General features: G+C 68.8%; 15 protein-coding genes. 6 read left to right on the top strand and 9 right to left on the bottom strand.

Annotation, left to right across the window (positions count from 1 at the left end):
- From VSO01S_RS09905 to VSO01S_RS09895, 3 genes are all read right to left on the bottom strand, one after another.
- The coding region (locus tag VSO01S_RS09905) for a HAMP domain-containing protein (protein WP_068641861.1) at nucleotides 1-3,620 on the bottom strand (3,620 nt) is incomplete at its 3' end.
- 260 nt (nucleotides 3,621-3,880) lie between these two features.
- Nucleotides 3,881-4,306, bottom strand: coding sequence for an iron chaperone (locus VSO01S_RS09900; protein ID WP_084241781.1), 426 nt, complete (start codon nucleotides 4,304-4,306; stop codon nucleotides 3,881-3,883).
- A gap of 60 nt (nucleotides 4,307-4,366) precedes the next feature.
- A complete protein-coding gene (locus VSO01S_RS09895) occupies nucleotides 4,367-5,197 on the bottom strand; it encodes a crotonase/enoyl-CoA hydratase family protein (protein ID WP_068641857.1) in 831 nt (276 codons plus the stop codon).
- A gap of 102 nt (nucleotides 5,198-5,299) precedes the next feature.
- Between VSO01S_RS09895 and VSO01S_RS09890 the strand changes: the two genes are divergently transcribed.
- The 5 genes from VSO01S_RS09890 to VSO01S_RS09870 all read left to right on the top strand — a co-directional run bounded on the left by VSO01S_RS09890 (nucleotide 5,300) and on the right by VSO01S_RS09870 (nucleotide 9,141).
- Entirely contained in the window at nucleotides 5,300-5,689 is a 390-nt protein-coding gene (locus tag VSO01S_RS09890) for a DUF488 domain-containing protein (RefSeq protein WP_068641856.1), read from the top strand.
- A 28-nt stretch (nucleotides 5,690-5,717) separates the two neighbouring features.
- On the top strand, nucleotides 5,718-6,644 hold the full coding sequence (locus VSO01S_RS09885; protein WP_068641854.1) for a CoA transferase: 927 nt from the start codon (nucleotides 5,718-5,720) through the stop codon (nucleotides 6,642-6,644).
- Nucleotides 6,641-7,156 (top strand): hypothetical protein, encoded by a 516-nt coding sequence (locus VSO01S_RS09880; protein WP_068641851.1) that lies wholly within the window; start codon nucleotides 6,641-6,643, stop codon nucleotides 7,154-7,156. Before VSO01S_RS09885 ends, VSO01S_RS09880 begins: the two co-directional genes overlap by 4 nt.
- Nucleotides 7,153-8,568, top strand: a complete 1,416-nt coding sequence (locus VSO01S_RS09875; protein WP_068641849.1) for a GAF domain-containing protein — start codon at nucleotides 7,153-7,155, stop codon at nucleotides 8,566-8,568. The genes VSO01S_RS09880 and VSO01S_RS09875 overlap by 4 nt, the downstream gene beginning before the upstream one ends.
- Nucleotides 8,569-8,742: 174 nt before the next feature.
- Entirely contained in the window at nucleotides 8,743-9,141 is a 399-nt protein-coding gene (locus VSO01S_RS09870) for a hypothetical protein (RefSeq protein WP_068641847.1), read from the top strand.
- A 49-nt stretch (nucleotides 9,142-9,190) separates the two neighbouring features.
- On the opposite strand, the gene VSO01S_RS09865 is transcribed toward VSO01S_RS09870, so the two are convergent.
- From VSO01S_RS09865 to phnD, 5 genes are all read right to left on the bottom strand, one after another.
- Nucleotides 9,191-9,904 (bottom strand): hemerythrin domain-containing protein, encoded by a 714-nt coding sequence (locus VSO01S_RS09865; protein ID WP_068641845.1) that lies wholly within the window; start codon nucleotides 9,902-9,904, stop codon nucleotides 9,191-9,193.
- A 216-nt stretch (nucleotides 9,905-10,120) separates the two neighbouring features.
- The gene (gene psrA, locus VSO01S_RS09860; protein WP_068641843.1) at nucleotides 10,121-11,218 is read right to left on the bottom strand and encodes an iron-containing alcohol dehydrogenase PsrA; all 1,098 of its coding nucleotides are present in this window, start codon (nucleotides 11,216-11,218) and stop codon (nucleotides 10,121-10,123) included.
- Between the two features lie 60 nt (nucleotides 11,219-11,278).
- Nucleotides 11,279-12,094: a phosphonate ABC transporter, permease protein PhnE gene (phnE, locus tag VSO01S_RS09855; RefSeq protein WP_068641841.1), complete on the bottom strand. Its 816-nt coding sequence runs from the start codon at nucleotides 12,092-12,094 to the stop codon at nucleotides 11,279-11,281.
- Between the two features lie 4 nt (nucleotides 12,095-12,098).
- Nucleotides 12,099-12,920: a phosphonate ABC transporter ATP-binding protein gene (phnC, locus tag VSO01S_RS09850; protein ID WP_068641840.1), complete on the bottom strand. Its 822-nt coding sequence runs from the start codon at nucleotides 12,918-12,920 to the stop codon at nucleotides 12,099-12,101.
- Complete coding sequence (phnD, locus tag VSO01S_RS09845; protein ID WP_068641838.1) at nucleotides 12,917-13,795, bottom strand: phosphonate ABC transporter substrate-binding protein; 879 nt, start codon at nucleotides 13,793-13,795, stop codon at nucleotides 12,917-12,919. Before phnD ends, phnC begins: the two co-directional genes overlap by 4 nt.
- A 175-nt stretch (nucleotides 13,796-13,970) precedes the next feature.
- On the opposite strand from phnD, the gene VSO01S_RS09840 reads away from it, so the two are divergent.
- Complete coding sequence (locus VSO01S_RS09840) at nucleotides 13,971-14,837, top strand: LysR substrate-binding domain-containing protein (protein WP_068641836.1); 867 nt, start codon at nucleotides 13,971-13,973, stop codon at nucleotides 14,835-14,837.
- Nucleotides 14,838-14,852: 15 nt separating this feature from the next.
- Here the strand turns inward: VSO01S_RS09840 and VSO01S_RS09835 are convergent, their stop codons facing one another.
- Nucleotides 14,853-15,716, bottom strand: a complete 864-nt coding sequence (locus VSO01S_RS09835; protein ID WP_153305196.1) for a hypothetical protein — start codon at nucleotides 15,714-15,716, stop codon at nucleotides 14,853-14,855.
- Nucleotides 15,717-15,729 lie beyond the last annotated feature (13 nt).

Below are 15,729 nucleotides of genomic sequence, written 5' to 3'. Positions count from 1 at the left end.
GGCTGCGCGTCGGCCGCCACGCGCGCGGCGGCCCGCATGCTGCGCGAGGGGCTGAACTGGAACGGCAGGTACAGCGTGAAGGTGCTGCCCTGCGCCGGCGCGCTGGTCAGCCGGATCTCGCCACCCAGGAGCCGGGCCAGTTCGCGGCTGATGGCCAGGCCCAGGCCCGTGCCGCCGTACTTGCGCGAGGTGGAACCGTCGGCCTGCTGGAAGGCCTCGAACACGATCTGCTGCTTGTCGGCCGAAATGCCGATGCCGGTGTCCGACACCGAGAAGGCGATCACGCCACCGGCGCGGTTGAGGTCATCGTTGTCGGGCGACCAGCCCTCGTCCACGGCCGAGATGGACAGCGACACCGAGCCCCGGTGGGTGAACTTGAAGGCGTTGGACAGCAGGTTCTTGATGATCTGCTGCAGCCGCTTGGCGTCGGTCACCAGGCTCTCGGGCAGCGGCTGGCTGGCGCGGATCTCGAAGCCCACATGCTTGGCCTCCGCCACGTGGCGGAAGCTGCGCTCCACCGAGCGCTGCAGGTCTTCCAGCAGCAGCTCGCTCACCTCCACCACCACCGTGCCCGACTCGATCTTCGACAGGTCCAGGATGTCGTTGATGAGCATGAGCAGGTCGTTGCCCGACAGGTGGATGGTCTTGGCGAACTCCACCTGCTTGGCGCTGAGGTTGCCCTCGCTGTTCTTGTAGAGCTGGTCCGACAGGATCAGCAGGCTGTTGAGCGGCGTGCGCAGCTCGTGCGACATGTTGGCCAGGAACTCGGACTTGTACTTGGAGGTGAGCGCGAGCTGCTCGGCCTTTTCCTCCAGCGCCTGGCGCGCCAGCTCCACCTCGCGGTTCTTGCGCTCCACCTCCTGGTTCTGGTGCACCAGCAGGCGTGCTTTTTCCTGCAGCTCCTCGTTGGTCTGCTGCAGTTCCTGCTGGCGGCTTTGCAGCTCCTCGGCCAGCGACTGCGACTGCGTCAGCAGGTGCTCGGTGCGCATGTTGGCCGAGATGGTGTTGATCACGATGCCGATGGACTCGGTGAGCTGGTCCAGGAAGGCCTGGTGCGACGAGTTGAAGCGCTCGAGCGAGGCCAGCTCCATCACGCCGCGCAGCTCGCCCTCGAAGACGATGGGCAGCACGATCACGTCCATGGCCGCGCTCTCGCTCAAGCCCGTGGCGACGCGGAAGGTAGCGCTGGGCACGTTGGTGAGCAGGATCTTGGTCTTGTCCAGCGCGCACTGGCCCACCAGGCCCTGCCCCAGCTCCAGCTCCTTGCCCAGGGCGCTCTGCCCGCTGGAGGCATAGCTGGCCACCAGCTTGAGCCGGCGCGGGGCGGTGGCGCTCTCCAGCACGTAGAACTCGGCCTGGTGCGCGCCCACCACCGGCGCCAGCTCCGACAGGATCAGCTGGCCCACGGTCAGCAGGTCCTTCTGGCCCTGCAGCATGCGGCTGAACTTGGCCAGGTTGGTCTTGAGCCAGTCCTGCTCCGTGTTCTTCTGGGTGGTGTCCTCCAGGTTGCGGATCATCTCGTTGATGGTGTCCTTGAGCGCGGCCACCTCGCCCTGGGCCTCCACCGTGATGGAGCGCGTGAGGTCGCCCTGCGTCACCGCGGTGGCCACCTCGGCGATGGCCCGCACCTGCGTGGTGAGGTTGGCGGCGAGCTGGTTCACGTTCTCGGTCAGGCCCTTCCAGGTGCCGGCGGCGCCCGGCACCTTGGCCTGGCCGCCCAGCTTGCCCTCGATGCCCACCTCGCGCGCCACCGTAGTCACCTGCTCGGCGAAGGTGGCCAGGGTGTCGGTCATGCTGTTGATGGTCTCGGCCAGCGCGGCGATCTCGCCCTTGGCCTCCACCGTCAGCTTCTGCTTGAGGTCGCCGTTGGCCACCGCGGTCACCACCTTGGCGATGCCGCGCACCTGGCCGGTGAGGTTGCCGGCCATGAAGTTCACGTTCTCCGTCAGGTCCTTCCAGGTGCCCGACACGTCGCGCACCTGCGCCTGCCCGCCCAGGCGCCCCTCGGTGCCCACCTCGCGCGCCACCCGCGTCACTTCGGAGGCGAAGGACGAGAGCTGGTCCACCATGGTGTTGATGGTGGCCTTGAGCTCCAGGATCTCGCCCTTCACGTCCACCGTGATCTGCTTGGAGAGGTCGCCGGCCGCCACCGCCTTGGTCACGTCGGCGATGTTGCGCACCTGCGAGGTGAGGTTGGAGGCCATGAGGTTGACCGAGTCGGTCAGGTCCTTCCAGGTGCCGGCCACGCCCTGCACGTCGGCCTGCCCGCCGAGGATGCCCTCGGTGCCCACCTCCACCGCCACCCGCGTCACCTCGGCCGCGAAGGAGCGCAGCTGGTCCACCATGGTATTGACGGTGTTCTTCAGCTCGGAGATCTCGCCCTTCACGTCCACCGTGATCTTCTTGGAAAGATCGCCCGCCGCCACCGCGGTGGTCACCTCGGCGATGTTGCGCACCTGCGAGGTGAGGTTGCCGGCCATGAAGTTCACCGACTCGGTCAGGTCCTTCCAGGTGCCGGCCACGCCCTGCACGTCGGCCTGGCCGCCGAGCTTGCCCTCGGTGCCCACCTCGCGCGCCACGCGCGTCACCTCGGCCGCGAAGGAGCGCAGCTGGTCCACCATGGTGTTGACGGTGTTCTTCAGCTCCAGGATCTCGCCCTTCACGTCCACCGTGATCTTCTTGGAGAGGTCGCCGGCCGCCACCGCCTTGGTCACGTCGGCGATGTTGCGCACCTGCGAGGTGAGGTTGCCGGCCATGGAGTTGACCGAGTCGGTCAGGTCCTTCCAGGTGCCCGAGACGCCTTCCACCCGCGCCTGCCCGCCCAGCGAGCCCTCGGTGCCCACCTCGCGGGCGACGCGCGTCACCTCCGAGGCGAACGAGCGCAGCTGGTCCACCATGGTGTTGATGGTGTTCTTCAGCGTGAGGAACTCGCCCTTCACGTCCACGTCGATCTTCTTGGACAGGTCGCCCTTGGCCACCGCGGTGGTCACGTCGGCGATGTTGCGCACCTGGTCGGTGAGGTTGCCGGCCATGGAGTTGACCGAGTCGGTCAGGTCCTTCCAGGTGCCGGCCACGCCCTTCACCTTGGCCTGGCCGCCCAGCTTGCCTTCGGTGCCCACCTCGCGCGCGACCCGCGTCACCTCGGCGGAGAAGTCGCCGAGCTGCTCGACCATCTTGTTGATGATGCGCGCTGTGCGCAGGAACTCGCCCTCCAGCTCGCGCCCGTCCACCTCCAGCGCCATGCTCTTGGACAGGTCTCCCTGGGCCACCGCCCCGATCACGCGGGCCACCTCTGTATTGGGATGCACCAGGTCGTCGATGAGCACGTTGACGCACTGCACCGACTCGCGCCAGAAGCCGCGCGTGTCGATGACCGGGGCGCGCTCGCGCAGCTTGCCTTCCTTGCCCACCACGCGGCTCAGGCGTGCGAGCTCCGCCGCCAGCGCGGCGTTCTGGTCGACCACGTCGTTGAAGACCTCGGCCACGCGGCCGGCGATGCCCATCCAGTGCAAAGGCAGCCGCACGTTGGGGTCGCCTTGGCGAAGCCGGACCAGTGCTTCCAGCAGCAGTTCCAGCTGCCCCAGGGAGGCGCTCTCGGCGACGGGTTCCAGTGCATTCATGGCAGGGCCCATTCCTGTAACGGACACGCACGCAGGCCCGGCGTGGCATCCAGGCCCGCGTGCCATGCAGCTCAACGGAAAACTCTTGCGAGAAGCGCAGTGCCCACGCAACGGCGTTTGCCACCTCAGGCCAGCCATCTTGGCGCTTTGTCCGACAAAGCGTCGTAGGACTGATCCGACATTCGCCGACGCGACGTCATGAAGCCCGCCGCGCGGCAGCGGCAAAGGTCTCCATGCCGCCGGAAACAAGCGGTGCCGGCTTAGCGCCTGCCCCGCGCCTGGTCCTGCCGCACCCGCAGCCGCGTGATGCGCTCGATCAGCTCCAGCGGCAGCGGCTGGTCCATGGCAAAGCGCAGGTTGCCCTTCTCGCCGGCATAGGGCTTCACCGCCTTTTCGAGTTCGACATCGCCGCGCACCGGCGGATAGAAGCCGATGTGCGCCTTGAACGCCGCGAAGTACACCAGGATGCCGTGCCCCTTGAAGGCCGGTATGCGGTAGCTGATGACCTCGCGCGCCTCTGGCGCCGCCGCGCGCACCGTCTGCCTCACCTGCTCCAGCAATGCCTGCGTGCCGGGCCCGAACCCGGCGATGTATTCGTCGATGTTGGCCGGCACGGCACTGGCCGAGTTGGCCTTGCGAGGCGAGGTGCGGGCACGGTGCGTCGGGCTGCTTGCTGCTGTCCCCATGATGTAGCCTCCTGCCGGCGATGGCGAGGAAAGCGTAACAGGAAGAACTACAGCGCGCCCCTAACGAAAGACAGGTGCGCGCTTATGCAGATTGGCCTGCACCGCCTCGACCTGGTTCGGGCGGCCGATGAGGGCCTTCTGCTCGACCGACTCGCGCATGAGCAGCTCGGCCGCGTCCAGGGCGGCGCTGGCGTTGAGCAGCCGCTTGCCGGCACGGATGGCGTCCGGGCTCTTGCCGGCCATCTCGCCGGCCAGGGCCAGCGCCTCGGCCAGCGGGTCCTGTGCCAGGCGGGTGGCCAGGCCGATGCGCACCGCCTCTTCCGCTTCCACGATGCGCCCGGTGAAGGTCAGCTCGCGCACCAGGTCGGCCCGGACGAGCTCGCGCAGCAGCACCATGCCGCCCATGTCGGGCACCAGGCCCCACTTGATCTCCATCACCGACATGCGGGTGCCCGGCGCCACCAGGCGCAGGTCGGCGCCCAGCGCCACCTGCAGCCCGCCGCCGAAGGCCACGCCGTGCACCGCCGCGATGACCGGCACCGGCACCTCGCGCCACACCATGGCCACATGCTGGAAGGCATTGGAGATGCCGTGGGTGCGTACCGCCAGGTCGGTGCGCGCGGGGCCGCCGCTGCCGTCCTCGGCATGGCGTTCGGCCATGCCGGCGAAGGACTGCATGTCCAGCCCGGCGCAGAAGGCCTTGCCCTGCCCGGAAATGACCACGGCACGCGCGCCTGTATCGGCCTTGAGGCGCTCGCCGGCGTCGATCAGGGCGTCGAACATCGCCGAATCCAGCGCGTTCATCTTGTCGGGGCGCGCCAGCGCCAGGTGCACCACGCCGTTGTCGTGGCGGGTCCATTCGATGCGGGTGTCGGTGCCGGGTGTGCTCATGTCGGGTGTCTCCTGGATGGCTTTTCGCGAGTATCTTCGGCAAGCTCGGCAGCCGCCGTCGCCAACAGGACCCACAGGACCGCCAGAGGAGCCCCACCCCCCATGCCCATTCGAATCGTCCGCCTCGGCACCCCGCGCACACCCGGCGAAGGCCTGCGCATCGGCACGGTGCGGCGCCCGCCGCGCGGCGTGCCCAAGGAACAGTTCGCCGCGCAGGACTGGTACGACGTGTGGTACCCCAACCTCGCCCCCTCGGTGGAGACCATGAAGCAGGCGCAGGAAGCGAAGACGCCGGCCGAGTGGAACGCCTTCGTGCGCAAGTTCCGCAGCGAGATGAACGCGGCCGACGCCAGCCGCAGCCTGGACCTGCTGGCCGCCCTGTCGCACACCGCCGCCATGTCCATGGGCTGCTACTGCGAGAACGAAGACCACTGCCACCGCTCCGTGCTGCGCGCCCTGCTGGCCGAGCGCGGCGCGGACATTGCCTCCTGAACGAACGCCCCCATTCGATCCGCCCCCAATGACCAACACCCTCCAAGACCGCCCCACCCTCGACGGCGTGCGCGTGCTGAGCCTGGCGCTCAACCTGCCCGGCCCGGCCGCCCTGATGCGCTGCCGCCAGATGGGTGCGCACTGCACCAAGCTGGAGGCCCCGCCGCCGCCCAACGCCAAGTCGGCCGACCCCATGGGCGCCTACAACCCGCAGGCCTACGCCGTGATGCACGAGGGCGTCGAGATCGTGCAGGCCGACCTCAAGTCGGCCGAGGGCCAGGCCACCCTGCAGGCGCTGCTGGCACAGACCGACGTGCTGATCACCTCCTTCCGGCCGGCGGCATCGGCCCGCCTGGGGGTGGACTGGGCCAGCCTGCAGCCGCACCACCCGCGGCTGTCGCTGGTGGAAATCGTCGGCGCCTCGGGCGAGCGGGCCGACGAGCCGGGGCACGACCTCACCTACATGGCCGAGGCCGGCCTGGTCACGGGGCTGGACCTGCCTCCCACCCTGTTCGCCGACATGGCCGGCTCGGTCATGGCCAGCGAGGCGGTGCTGCAGGCGCTGCTGCGCCGCGCCGCGAGCGGACGCGGGGTGCGCATCGAAGTGACGCTGTCGGGCGCGGCGCACTACCTGGCGCTGCCGCACAGCTGGGGCCTGACCCAGCGCAACGGCACCGTCGGTGGCGCGCATGCCGGCTACCGCGTCTACGCCTGCGCCGACGGGCGCGTGGCGGTGGCCGCCCTGGAGCCACATTTCGCGCAGCGCCTGTGCCAGGCCGTGGGCGTGCCCGGCGCCGACACGCCGCAGGCGGCGCTGGCCCTGATGTTCCGCTCCGCCACCCACCACGCGGTGGCCGAGTATTTCGCCGGGCAGACGCGCGCCGAGCTCGACCGCCTGGCCGCCGGGCAGGACATTCCCCTGCACACCCTGGCGCCCGAAGAAGGCAGCGAATGAGCCCCTCGCCGGCCGCGCCGTCGCCCGGGCTGCTGTCGCCCGAGCACATCGAGATGATCGACCGCGGCGTGTCGGTCATCGTCTCCTCGCGCGATGCGGCCCTGCGACCGAGCCTGATGCGCGCCGTGGGCAGCCGCATCAACGCCGACGGCACGGAGATCACCGTGTACCTGGCGCGCAGCCAGTCGAAGCAGCTGCTGCAGGACCTGGCCTCTTGCGGGCGCATCGCCGTGGTGTTCAGCTCGCCCAGCACGCACCGCTCGGTGCAGGTCAAGGGCACGGGCATCAACGGCCGCGCAGCCACGGCGGACGACCTGCCGCTGCTGATGCGCTACCGCCAGGCCATGGAATACGAGATCTGCAGCATCGGCTACCGGCTGGAGTTCCTGCACGCCATGCTCGCCTTCGAGCTGGAGGATCTGGTGGCCATCAGCTTCACGCCCGCCCAGGCCTTCGACCAGACGCCCGGCCCCAAGGCAGGCAGCCAGATCGTCCAGGGAGCGCCGGCATGAGCGCTGCCGCGGCACCGGTCACGCTGCAGTCCATCCGCGCCTGCTTCGACGGCGTGGTGCCCGCCATGATGGCCACCAGCACCGCCGACGGCACGCCCAACGTGGCCTACCTCTCGCAGGTGTACTACGTGGACGAGCGCCATGTGGCGCTGTCCTTCCAGTTCTTCAACAAGACGCGGCAGAACATCCTGGCCAATCCGTACGGCACGGTGCTGGTGATGCATCCGATGACCTGCGGCTTCTACCGCCTGCACCTGCGCTACCTGCGCACCGAAACGTCGGGCCCGCTGTTCGAGGGCATGAAGGCGCAGCTGGCGGGCATCGCCTCGCACACCGGCCTGGCCGACGTGTTCCGCCTGCTGGGCTCGGACGTCTACCAGGTGCTGGCCATCGACGACGTGCCGGGCCACCGGCTGGCCGAACCGGCGCCGCGCCTGGACATGCTCGCCGCGCTGCGCCGCCTGTCCGAACGGCTGTCGCACTGCACCTCCACCGACGAGCTGCTGCAAGCCTCGCTGGCCGTGCTGTCCGAGCAGCTGGACGTGCGCCACGCCATGGTGCTGATGCTCGACCCCGCCAGCCAGCGCCTGTACACGGTGGCCAGTTGCGGCTATGCGCAGTCGGGCATCGGCTCGGAGATCGAGATGGGCCACGGCGTGATCGGCGTGTGCGCGCGCGAGCGCACGCCGGTGCGCATCAGCCACATGACCCATGCCGCCAGCTACACCCACGCGGTGCGCACCAGCATGCAGGCGGTCGAGCCGGCGCTGGGGCTGGCGACTGACATTCCCTTTCCGGGCCTGGCCGAGCCGCACAGCCAGCTGGCGGTGCCCATCGTCTCGGCCGGGCAGCTGTCGGGCGTGCTGTTCGTCGAAAGCCCGCAGGACATGCGCTTCGGCTTCCAGGACGAAGACGCGCTGGTGGCCATGGCCGGCCACCTGGGCGCGGCGCTGGCGCTGCTGCAGGCAGATGCCGAACCGGAAGCGCCTCGCGCCGCCGAACCGCCCTCGCCCGCCGCGCCCGCTCCTTGCTTGAACGGCATGGCCGCGCCGGCCCCTGCGCCGACGCGGCCGGCACCCGCCGGCGCCCCGCTGCTCGTGCGGCGCTACAGCGCCAACGACAGCATCTTCATCGACCAGAATTACCTCATCAAAGGCGTGGCCGGCGCAATTCTGTGGAAGCTGCTGCGCGAATACACGCAGGAAGGCCGCTGCGAATTCAGCAACCGCGAATTGCGGCTGGACCCGAGCATCGGGCTGCCCGACGTGGCCGACAACCTGGAGGCCCGACTGGTGCTGCTGCACCGCCGGCTGCTGGAGTCCAGGCCGGGCATCCACCTCGAGAAGACCGGCCGCGGGCGCTTCCGCCTGTGCGTGGAGCGGCCGCTGCAGCTGGCCGAGATCGCGGCCTGAAAGCCAGTGATGCGCGCACGCATCAATTGAATTAAACCGAAGGAATTAATTGCCTTAAACCTTAGCGTTCAATTTCCAATTCGCGCGCCGACTTATTTGCATGTGTCATGGAATTGACGTGCATTTACGCTTTGAAACATTCATACTGGAGGCCTGCCCGAGAGGATTTTTCCAATGACTTCACTGCGCGACGAGTACGTCCTGGCCATCCGGGAGCTCGAGGCCGCCTACGTCGCGGACCGGCTCTCCTACATCGACATCAATCGGCGCAGCAAGGATTTCTGGGCGCTGCAGCCGCCCCGCTCCTGGCCCAACACCCCCGACTTCGCCCCCTGGCGGCGTGCGCGCGAGCGCCTTCTGGCCGCCGAGACCCGCGTGATTGAACTGCTGCGCCGGCGCTGCGTGGAAATCGTCGCGCGCCGCAAGCAGCGCCAGGCCCTGCGCCGCCTGGCCTGCGCGCCCTATGTGGAGCAGACGGCCGAAACCGTGCCCGACGACCTGCGCATGTCGAACTTCCTGACGCTGCAGCAGTTCGAGCCGCCGCAGATCGCGCCCTTCCTGCGCGTGCACTGAGCTCGCCGCAGCCCGTCGGCCGGTCTTCCGGCGCGTTAGCCGTCCCCGCTCAGCCCAGCGCGGCCATCAGCTTGTCCCACTCGCGTGCCTGCAAGTGCGGCCGCACCATCTCCAGCACCGCGGCAAAGGCCGGCGCCGGTGCATGGGCGCGCATGTCGGCGAGCACAGCTGCACGCTCGCCGGGGTTCATGAAGGGCACCATCCAGCGCATGCAGAGCATCATCTCCTCGGGCGGGATGCTGGCCACCAGCCGGTTGTGCAGGTCGACCAGTTCGGCGTCTGTGTAGTGGGCCCACAGCGCGCTGTTGTGCGCACTCTCTTCCACGTGCATGTGCTCGAAGTTGTGCGCCACGAAAAGCGACAGGCGGTGGTAGAGCACCAGCGCGGCGGCGTCGCGCTCTTCGGCCCGCAGGTTCAGCAGGCCGGTGGAGGCGGCGGCCAGCGCGTCGATCTCGCTCTCGTGGTCGATGTGGTCGTCGGCGATGCGGCCGCTGGCGCCGGGTGAGCGCGCCTCCAGCGCCGGGTGGATGAACGTGTTCTCGTGCCCCAGGTGCGAGCGCATGAAGTCCAGCATCTGCAGCGTGCGCTGCGTGGTCTGGGCCAGCTCGAGCGCGTCGTGCACGTCCATGCGGCCCACGGCCACCAGCGTGTCTGACAGCAGCGCGCGCAGCGCCTTGTGGATGGTTCGGTAGATGTCCAGCCGCGTCTGCGCGGCGTTGGCGATGCGTTGGATCTCGTCCAGTTCGCGGGCGTCGTTCCTCATGATGATGGCTCTCTCTCGTTCCTGATGACTGGTGCCTGGTTTCGGTGTTCGCGGCGGCGGTGCACCATGGACTCGCCTGCCTTGGAACCAAGTCTAGGAACGGGGGCCTCGCGGCGCCTTTAAGAAATGCTTAGGGAATTACGAACAATTCCTTAAGCGCGCCGCGGGCCCGGCGCGCTTTTTTCATTTCTCCCCAGGGCGGAGGAGAGACGGCGTTCACGCCGCCTCGCTCTGCGCCGCGCCGATGAAGTTCCTGCCGCGCGCGCCGGTCAGCGCATGCGCCACCATGCGGTCGGCCTGTTCGCTGGACACCCCGTAGTCCGCAAAGCGGGTCTTCACGCCGAACTGCTCGATGAAGGCGGCCAGGCGCTGCGGCGCCCGGTCCAGCGGCCCGAGCGCCTGCGCCAGCACGGCATCGCGCTGCACGTCGTGCCCCATCGCCCGCTGCAGCACCATGGGCAGCGGGAACGAGCAGGCAATGCCGTGCGGCAGCCCGTAGCGCAGCGTCATCTCGTACGAAATGGAATGCGCCAGCGCCGTGCGCGTGTTGGAAAACGCCATGCCGGCCTTCAGCGCGGCCAGCGCCATGCGGCCGCGAAGCTCGACGTCGTCCAACTTCGCCATCAGGCGCGGCAGCGCATCGAAGATCTCGTGCACCGCTGCCACCGCGAAGGTGTCGGACACGGCATTCGCATTCACGTTCCAGATCGATTCGAGCGCATGCGAGAGCGCGTCCAGCCCGCTCTGGAGCGTGACCGACGCGGGCAGCGACAGCATCAGCTCCGGATCGACGATGGCGATGCCCGGCCAGGTCTCGGGCAGATGGAGGGAGTACTTGCGCTGCGCCTTGCGGTCCCACACGGTGGCCCACGGCGTGACCTCGCTGCCGGTGCCGGCCGTCGTCGGCACCGCGATCAGCGGCTTCACCCGCGCCGGCGTGAACGGCTTGCCGGCCACCAGCGCGGCCACCAGGTCTTCGAAGCGACCGCTTTCGGTGCCCACCATCAGGGCCTTGGCGGTGTCGATCGAACTGCCGCCGCCCACGGCGACCAGCACCTCGGCCTGGCCGCCGTCGCGCCAGAACTGCTCGTACAGCGCCTGGAGTTCGGCCACGTCCGGGTTGGGCAGGACCTGGTCGATCACGCCGGCCATCTGCGCGCCCAGCAGGCGCTGCAATCGGTCCACCAGGCCGAACTGGCGGGCCTCCGGAAAGGTGACGATCACGGCCTTGCGGCCGGCCAGCAGCTTCGGCAGGGACGACAGGGCCCCTGCCCCGTACACGCTGCGCACGGGGTTGAAGAATTCGTGGGACATCGAGGTGGTTCTTCTAGGTGACGGCGTGGTCGAGGACGCCGGATTGGACTTGGAGCGGCATCAATGCCCTCCCTTCTGGATCCAGGCGCGCAGCCGCGTGGAGATGTAGTCGGCCGCCATCACCATCGCGATGATCACCAGGATGCAGGTGGCCGTGTCCTGGTACTGGAACAGCTTCATGCTGCCCACCAGTTCGAAGCCGATGCCGCCGGCGCCGACCATGCCCAGCACGGTGGCCTGGCGCAGGTTGGTCTCGAAGCGGTAGAGCACCACCGCGATCCAGGCGGTGACCACCTGCGGCAGCACGCCGAAGATGATCACCTGCACCGGGCCGGCGCCGGTGGCGCGCAAGGCCTCGATGGGACCGGCGTCGATCTCCTCGATGGATTCGCTGAAGAACTTGCCCAGCATGCCCGCGCCATGCACGGCCAGGGCCAGCACGCCGGGGAACGGCCCTAGGCCCACCGCCGCCACGAACACCAGCGCGAGGATGATCTCGTTGATGCCGCGCGTCACGTTGAACACCTGCCGCGTGAACTGGTAGACCACCTTGTTGGGCGTGAGGTTGCGCGCCGCGAAAAAGCACACCGGCACGGCCAGGATCACCGCCAGCAGCGTGCCCCACAGGGCGATCTGCACCGTCTCGATGGCCGGCACCCAGAGCTTGTCCAGGAAGGCCCAGTTGGGCGGCACCATGCGGGCGAGGAAGTCGCCGATCCACGGCAGGCCGCGGGTCAGCTCGCCGAAGCTCACCTGGCTGCCGCGGGCGGCCCACCAGAGCACGAGCAGGCCGCAGGCGCCGAGGCCCAGGCGCGGCCACCAGCCCAGCTGGCCCTTGGGGCGGCCCATCAGCAGGGCGTAGGAACCGATGTTCATGATCTCAGGCCTCCTCGAATGCCAGCGCCTGCAGCGCAGGCGCGGACGTTGCAGCGGCAGAAGCGGACGCGTCGCCGGCGCGCGCCGTGTCCTCGTCCAGCCCCGGGTAGATGCGGTGCAGCACCTCGCCGGTGAGCTGCCCCGGCCCGCCCTCGAACACGATGCGACCGCCCGACACGCCGACGATGCGCTCGCCGAACTCGCGGGCGTAGTCGATCTGGTGCAGGTTGCACACCACCGTGATGCCCAGCTCGCGGCTGGCCTGCTTGAGGTAGCTCAGCACCGTGCGCGAGGTCTTCGGGTCGAGGCTGGCCACCGGCTCGTCGGCCAGGATGATCTTGGGCTGCTGCGCCAGCGCACGGGCAATGCCCACGCGCTGCTTCTGGCCGCCCGAGAGCGTGTCGGTGCGAAGCTCCGCCTTCTCGAGCAGCTCCACCCGGCGCAGGCACTCGCGGGCGATCTCGATGTCCTTGCGCGGGAACACCTGCAGCCACGACAGCACCGAAGGCATGGCCCCCAGGCGCCCCGTCACCACGTTCTTGAGCACCGACAGGCGCGGCACCACGTTGTAGTGCTGGAAAATCATCGCCACCTGGCAGCGCAGGCGGCGCAGGCTGGCGGCGTCGGAACCCACCGCCTGGCCGTCGATGCGGATCTCGCCGCTGGTGGGCTCGGTGAGCCGGTTGATGCAGCGCAGCAGCGTGGACTTGCCGGCCCCCGAAGGGCCCAGCACCACCAGGAATTCGCCCGGGGCCACGTCGAGGTCGATGCCCTTCAAGGCATCGAATTCGCCGTAGCGCTTGCCAAGGCCTTGGATCTGGATCACTTCATCTTCCTCAGGTCGAGGTTGAGGGTCTTGGCGGTCTCGCGAATGATGTCGTAGGCCGCGTCGTTGGTGGGGTGGAAGCCGTTGAGCTCGCCCTGGTCCGACCAGGGGATGTTCTTCACGTCCATGAAGGCGGCCTGCACGCGCTTCTTCAGCGCCGGGTCCAGGTCCTTGCGCCACACGGTGGGCGATTCGGGAATGGGGTCGGACTTCCACACCACCACCAGGTCCTCGCGCTTGGCCAGGCCCTTGGCGATGGCGGCATCCAGGATGCGGTCGGCGATGGCCACCGCATCGACCTTGCCGTTCTGCACCGCCACCGCGTTGGAATCGTGCGAGCCCGAGAAGATCACGCGGCCGAAGTCCTTGTCGGGGTTGAAGCCCATCTTGATCAGGCCCGCCTTGGGGAACAGGTGGCCCGAGGTGGAGCTGGGGTCGACGAAGGCGAAGGTCTTGCCCTTGAGGTCGGGCACCGACTTGATGCCGCTGTCCTTGCGGGCCACGATGAGCGAGTGGTAGGAGGTGCGGCCGGCCTTCTTGGTCTCGGCCACGGCAAACGCCTCGATGTCGGCCACCGTGGTGCCCAGCACGTACGAGAAGGGGCCGAGGTAGGCCACGTCCAGCCGCTTGGAGCGCAGCGCCTCGATCACGCCGTTGTAGTCGGCGGCGACGAAGGGCTTGACCGGCATGTCCAGCGACCTGGACAGCATGTCCATCATCGCCTGGCTGTTGGCGATCATGGCGCGCGAGTCTTCGGAAGGAATCAGCCCCACGGTGAGCGGCGCGGCCGCATGCGCGAAGCGGCCCAGGCCGAGAAGGGGTGCACCGACCACGGCGGGCGTGCAGGCGAGAAGGGAACGACGGGTGAACTTCATCGAGGTCTCCAGGTTGCGGAACTTGAGGAACCGTCACTTTTTTCGCGCCGCATGAAGCTTGCGTGACGCGTGGTGGCACTTTCGGCTTGAAAGCCACATTCAGCCAATTCAAGTTTTTACAGCGAAGTATTGAAAGAACCTATAGTTCCGCCGGGATAACACCGAGGGCCCCGTCATGCGCCTGACACAACTGCGCTCCTTCCACGCCGTCGCCACCACCGGCAGCTTCACGGCGGCGGCGCAAAGCCTGCATGTGAGTCAGCCCACCGTCACCACGCAGGTGGGCCAGCTCGAGGCGCTCTACAAGGTGGAACTGTTCCACCGCACCGGCCGGCGCGTGCGCCCCACCGAGATGGGCGAGCGCCTGCTGCACCTGTCGCGCCAGATCTTCAGCCTGGAAAACGAGGCCGTGCAGCTGCTGCGCGAATCGGGCGAGCTGCGCAGCGGCCACCTGCGGGTGGCGGCGGTGGGGCCCTCGCACGTCACGCGCATGCTGGTGGCTTTCAGCCAGCACCATCCGGGCATCAAGGTGACGGTGAGCACAGGCAACTCGCAGGAGGTGATGGACCGCCTGCTCGACTACAGCGCGGATGTCGGCGTGCTGGCGCAGTCCTTCAAGGACCGGCGCTTCGTGTCGGTGCCCTACAGCGAGCACCCGGTGGTGATCTTCTGCAACGGCGAGCACCGCTTTGCGCGGCGGCGCAGCATCCGCACGGCCGAGCTGCAGGGCGAGCGGCTCATCCTGCGCGAGCAGGGCTCGACCACGCGCAAGGCCATCGAGCAGGCGCTGCGCGCGGCACGCGTGGAGCCGGAGGTGGTCATGGAAGTGGCCAGCCGCGAGATCATCCGCGAGGCCGTCATGCAGGGCCTGGGCGTGGCCGCGGTGTCAGAGGTGGAATACGTGCCCGGGCCGGGCCTGCATGCGGTGCGCATCAGCGATGCGCAGGTGCGCACTTATGCCCACGTGGTGTGCCTGGCCGAGCGGCGCGACACGCGCATGGTGCGCGCCTTCTTCGACGGCGTGGTCGGGCAGGAGGCCTGAGCGGCTGCGCAGCCTTCAGGATCCGCCGGCGCCGCGCGAGCGGTCGGCCCGCTTGATCGCCATGTAGGTCGGCCGGTCGATCTCGTGCAGCTGGCGCGAGTAGAGCTCGGAGCTGGCATACCAGGCCGACAGGCGCCGCTCGGGTTGCTGCGCCGGCGGCGAACGCATGGCGCCGAGGTAGGCATCCACCGTCAGGAAGTAGCGCACCGAATTGCGCTCCACCAGGCCGCGCAGGCCGCGGATGTATTCCGGCCCGTCGCCCACGACGGTGAAGCCCACCTTGTTGCGCCCGAAGGTGGCCAGGTAGGCCTGCGTGGCCACGCGCGCCAGCCCGTTGTGCTGGTAGGAGTAGCTGAAATGCAGGAAGGTCTGCACGCCGCCGGCCAGCGGCACGGCCTCCACCCGCACCTGGTGCTGGCTGGTGCCCATGGGGCCGTCGTCGGAGCGCAGGTCCACCATCAGGTAGTCGGGCGCGCTGTCGTCCACGCGCAGGGCCATGCGCAGGATGAAGGCCGACTCCACCGGCAGGTCGTAGCGGCGCACGACCGACAGCTCCACCGCAGGCGGCGCCCCGCCCTCGCCCTTGATCAGCCTGCAGTTGCGGTTGTTGATGTGCAGCAGCAGCATGTCGCACCAGTTGCCCGGCGCGGCCAGCGCCTTGGCCGCCTGCGCGAAGGGCTGGTCGATCACCGCGAACACTTCGCCGCGCAGGCCGCCCGGCAGCTCTTCGGAATCGACGACGAGGGGCCGGCCCAGCGGACTGGATTCCAGGCGCGACTGCATGGCGGCATGGCGCGCCAGCAGCGCTTCGGCGGACGGCGAGGCTTGCTGCGCCCAGGCCGCCGACATACCGAGCCACAGCAGCAGCCATGGCAACAAGCGCCACTGCCGG

This window comes from Variovorax soli NBRC 106424 (assembly GCF_001591385.1).
GTDB lineage: Bacteria > Pseudomonadota > Gammaproteobacteria > Burkholderiales > Burkholderiaceae_C > Variovorax > Variovorax soli.
This window is presented reverse-complemented; position numbering and strand designations above follow the sequence as displayed.

Bases quoted from the DNA above. Each gene is read 5' to 3' on its own strand.
- VSO01S_RS09900 (WP_084241781.1), bottom strand. From the start codon at position 4,306: ATGGGGACAGCAGCAAGCAGCCCGACGCACCGTGCCCGCACCTCGCCT.
- VSO01S_RS09895 (WP_068641857.1), bottom strand. From the start codon at position 5,197: ATGAGCACACCCGGCACCGACACCCGCATCGAATGGACCCGCCACGAC.
- VSO01S_RS09890 (WP_068641856.1), top strand. From the start codon at position 5,300: ATGCCCATTCGAATCGTCCGCCTCGGCACCCCGCGCACACCCGGCGAA.
- VSO01S_RS09885 (WP_068641854.1), top strand. From the start codon at position 5,718: ATGACCAACACCCTCCAAGACCGCCCCACCCTCGACGGCGTGCGCGTG.
- VSO01S_RS09880 (WP_068641851.1), top strand. From the start codon at position 6,641: ATGAGCCCCTCGCCGGCCGCGCCGTCGCCCGGGCTGCTGTCGCCCGAG.
- VSO01S_RS09875 (WP_068641849.1), top strand. From the start codon at position 7,153: ATGAGCGCTGCCGCGGCACCGGTCACGCTGCAGTCCATCCGCGCCTGC.
- VSO01S_RS09870 (WP_068641847.1), top strand. From the start codon at position 8,743: ATGACTTCACTGCGCGACGAGTACGTCCTGGCCATCCGGGAGCTCGAG.
- VSO01S_RS09865 (WP_068641845.1), bottom strand. From the start codon at position 9,904: ATGAGGAACGACGCCCGCGAACTGGACGAGATCCAACGCATCGCCAAC.
- psrA (WP_068641843.1), bottom strand. From the start codon at position 11,218: ATGTCCCACGAATTCTTCAACCCCGTGCGCAGCGTGTACGGGGCAGGG.
- phnE (WP_068641841.1), bottom strand. From the start codon at position 12,094: ATGAACATCGGTTCCTACGCCCTGCTGATGGGCCGCCCCAAGGGCCAG.
- phnD (WP_068641838.1), bottom strand. From the start codon at position 13,795: ATGAAGTTCACCCGTCGTTCCCTTCTCGCCTGCACGCCCGCCGTGGTC.
- VSO01S_RS09840 (WP_068641836.1), top strand. From the start codon at position 13,971: ATGCGCCTGACACAACTGCGCTCCTTCCACGCCGTCGCCACCACCGGC.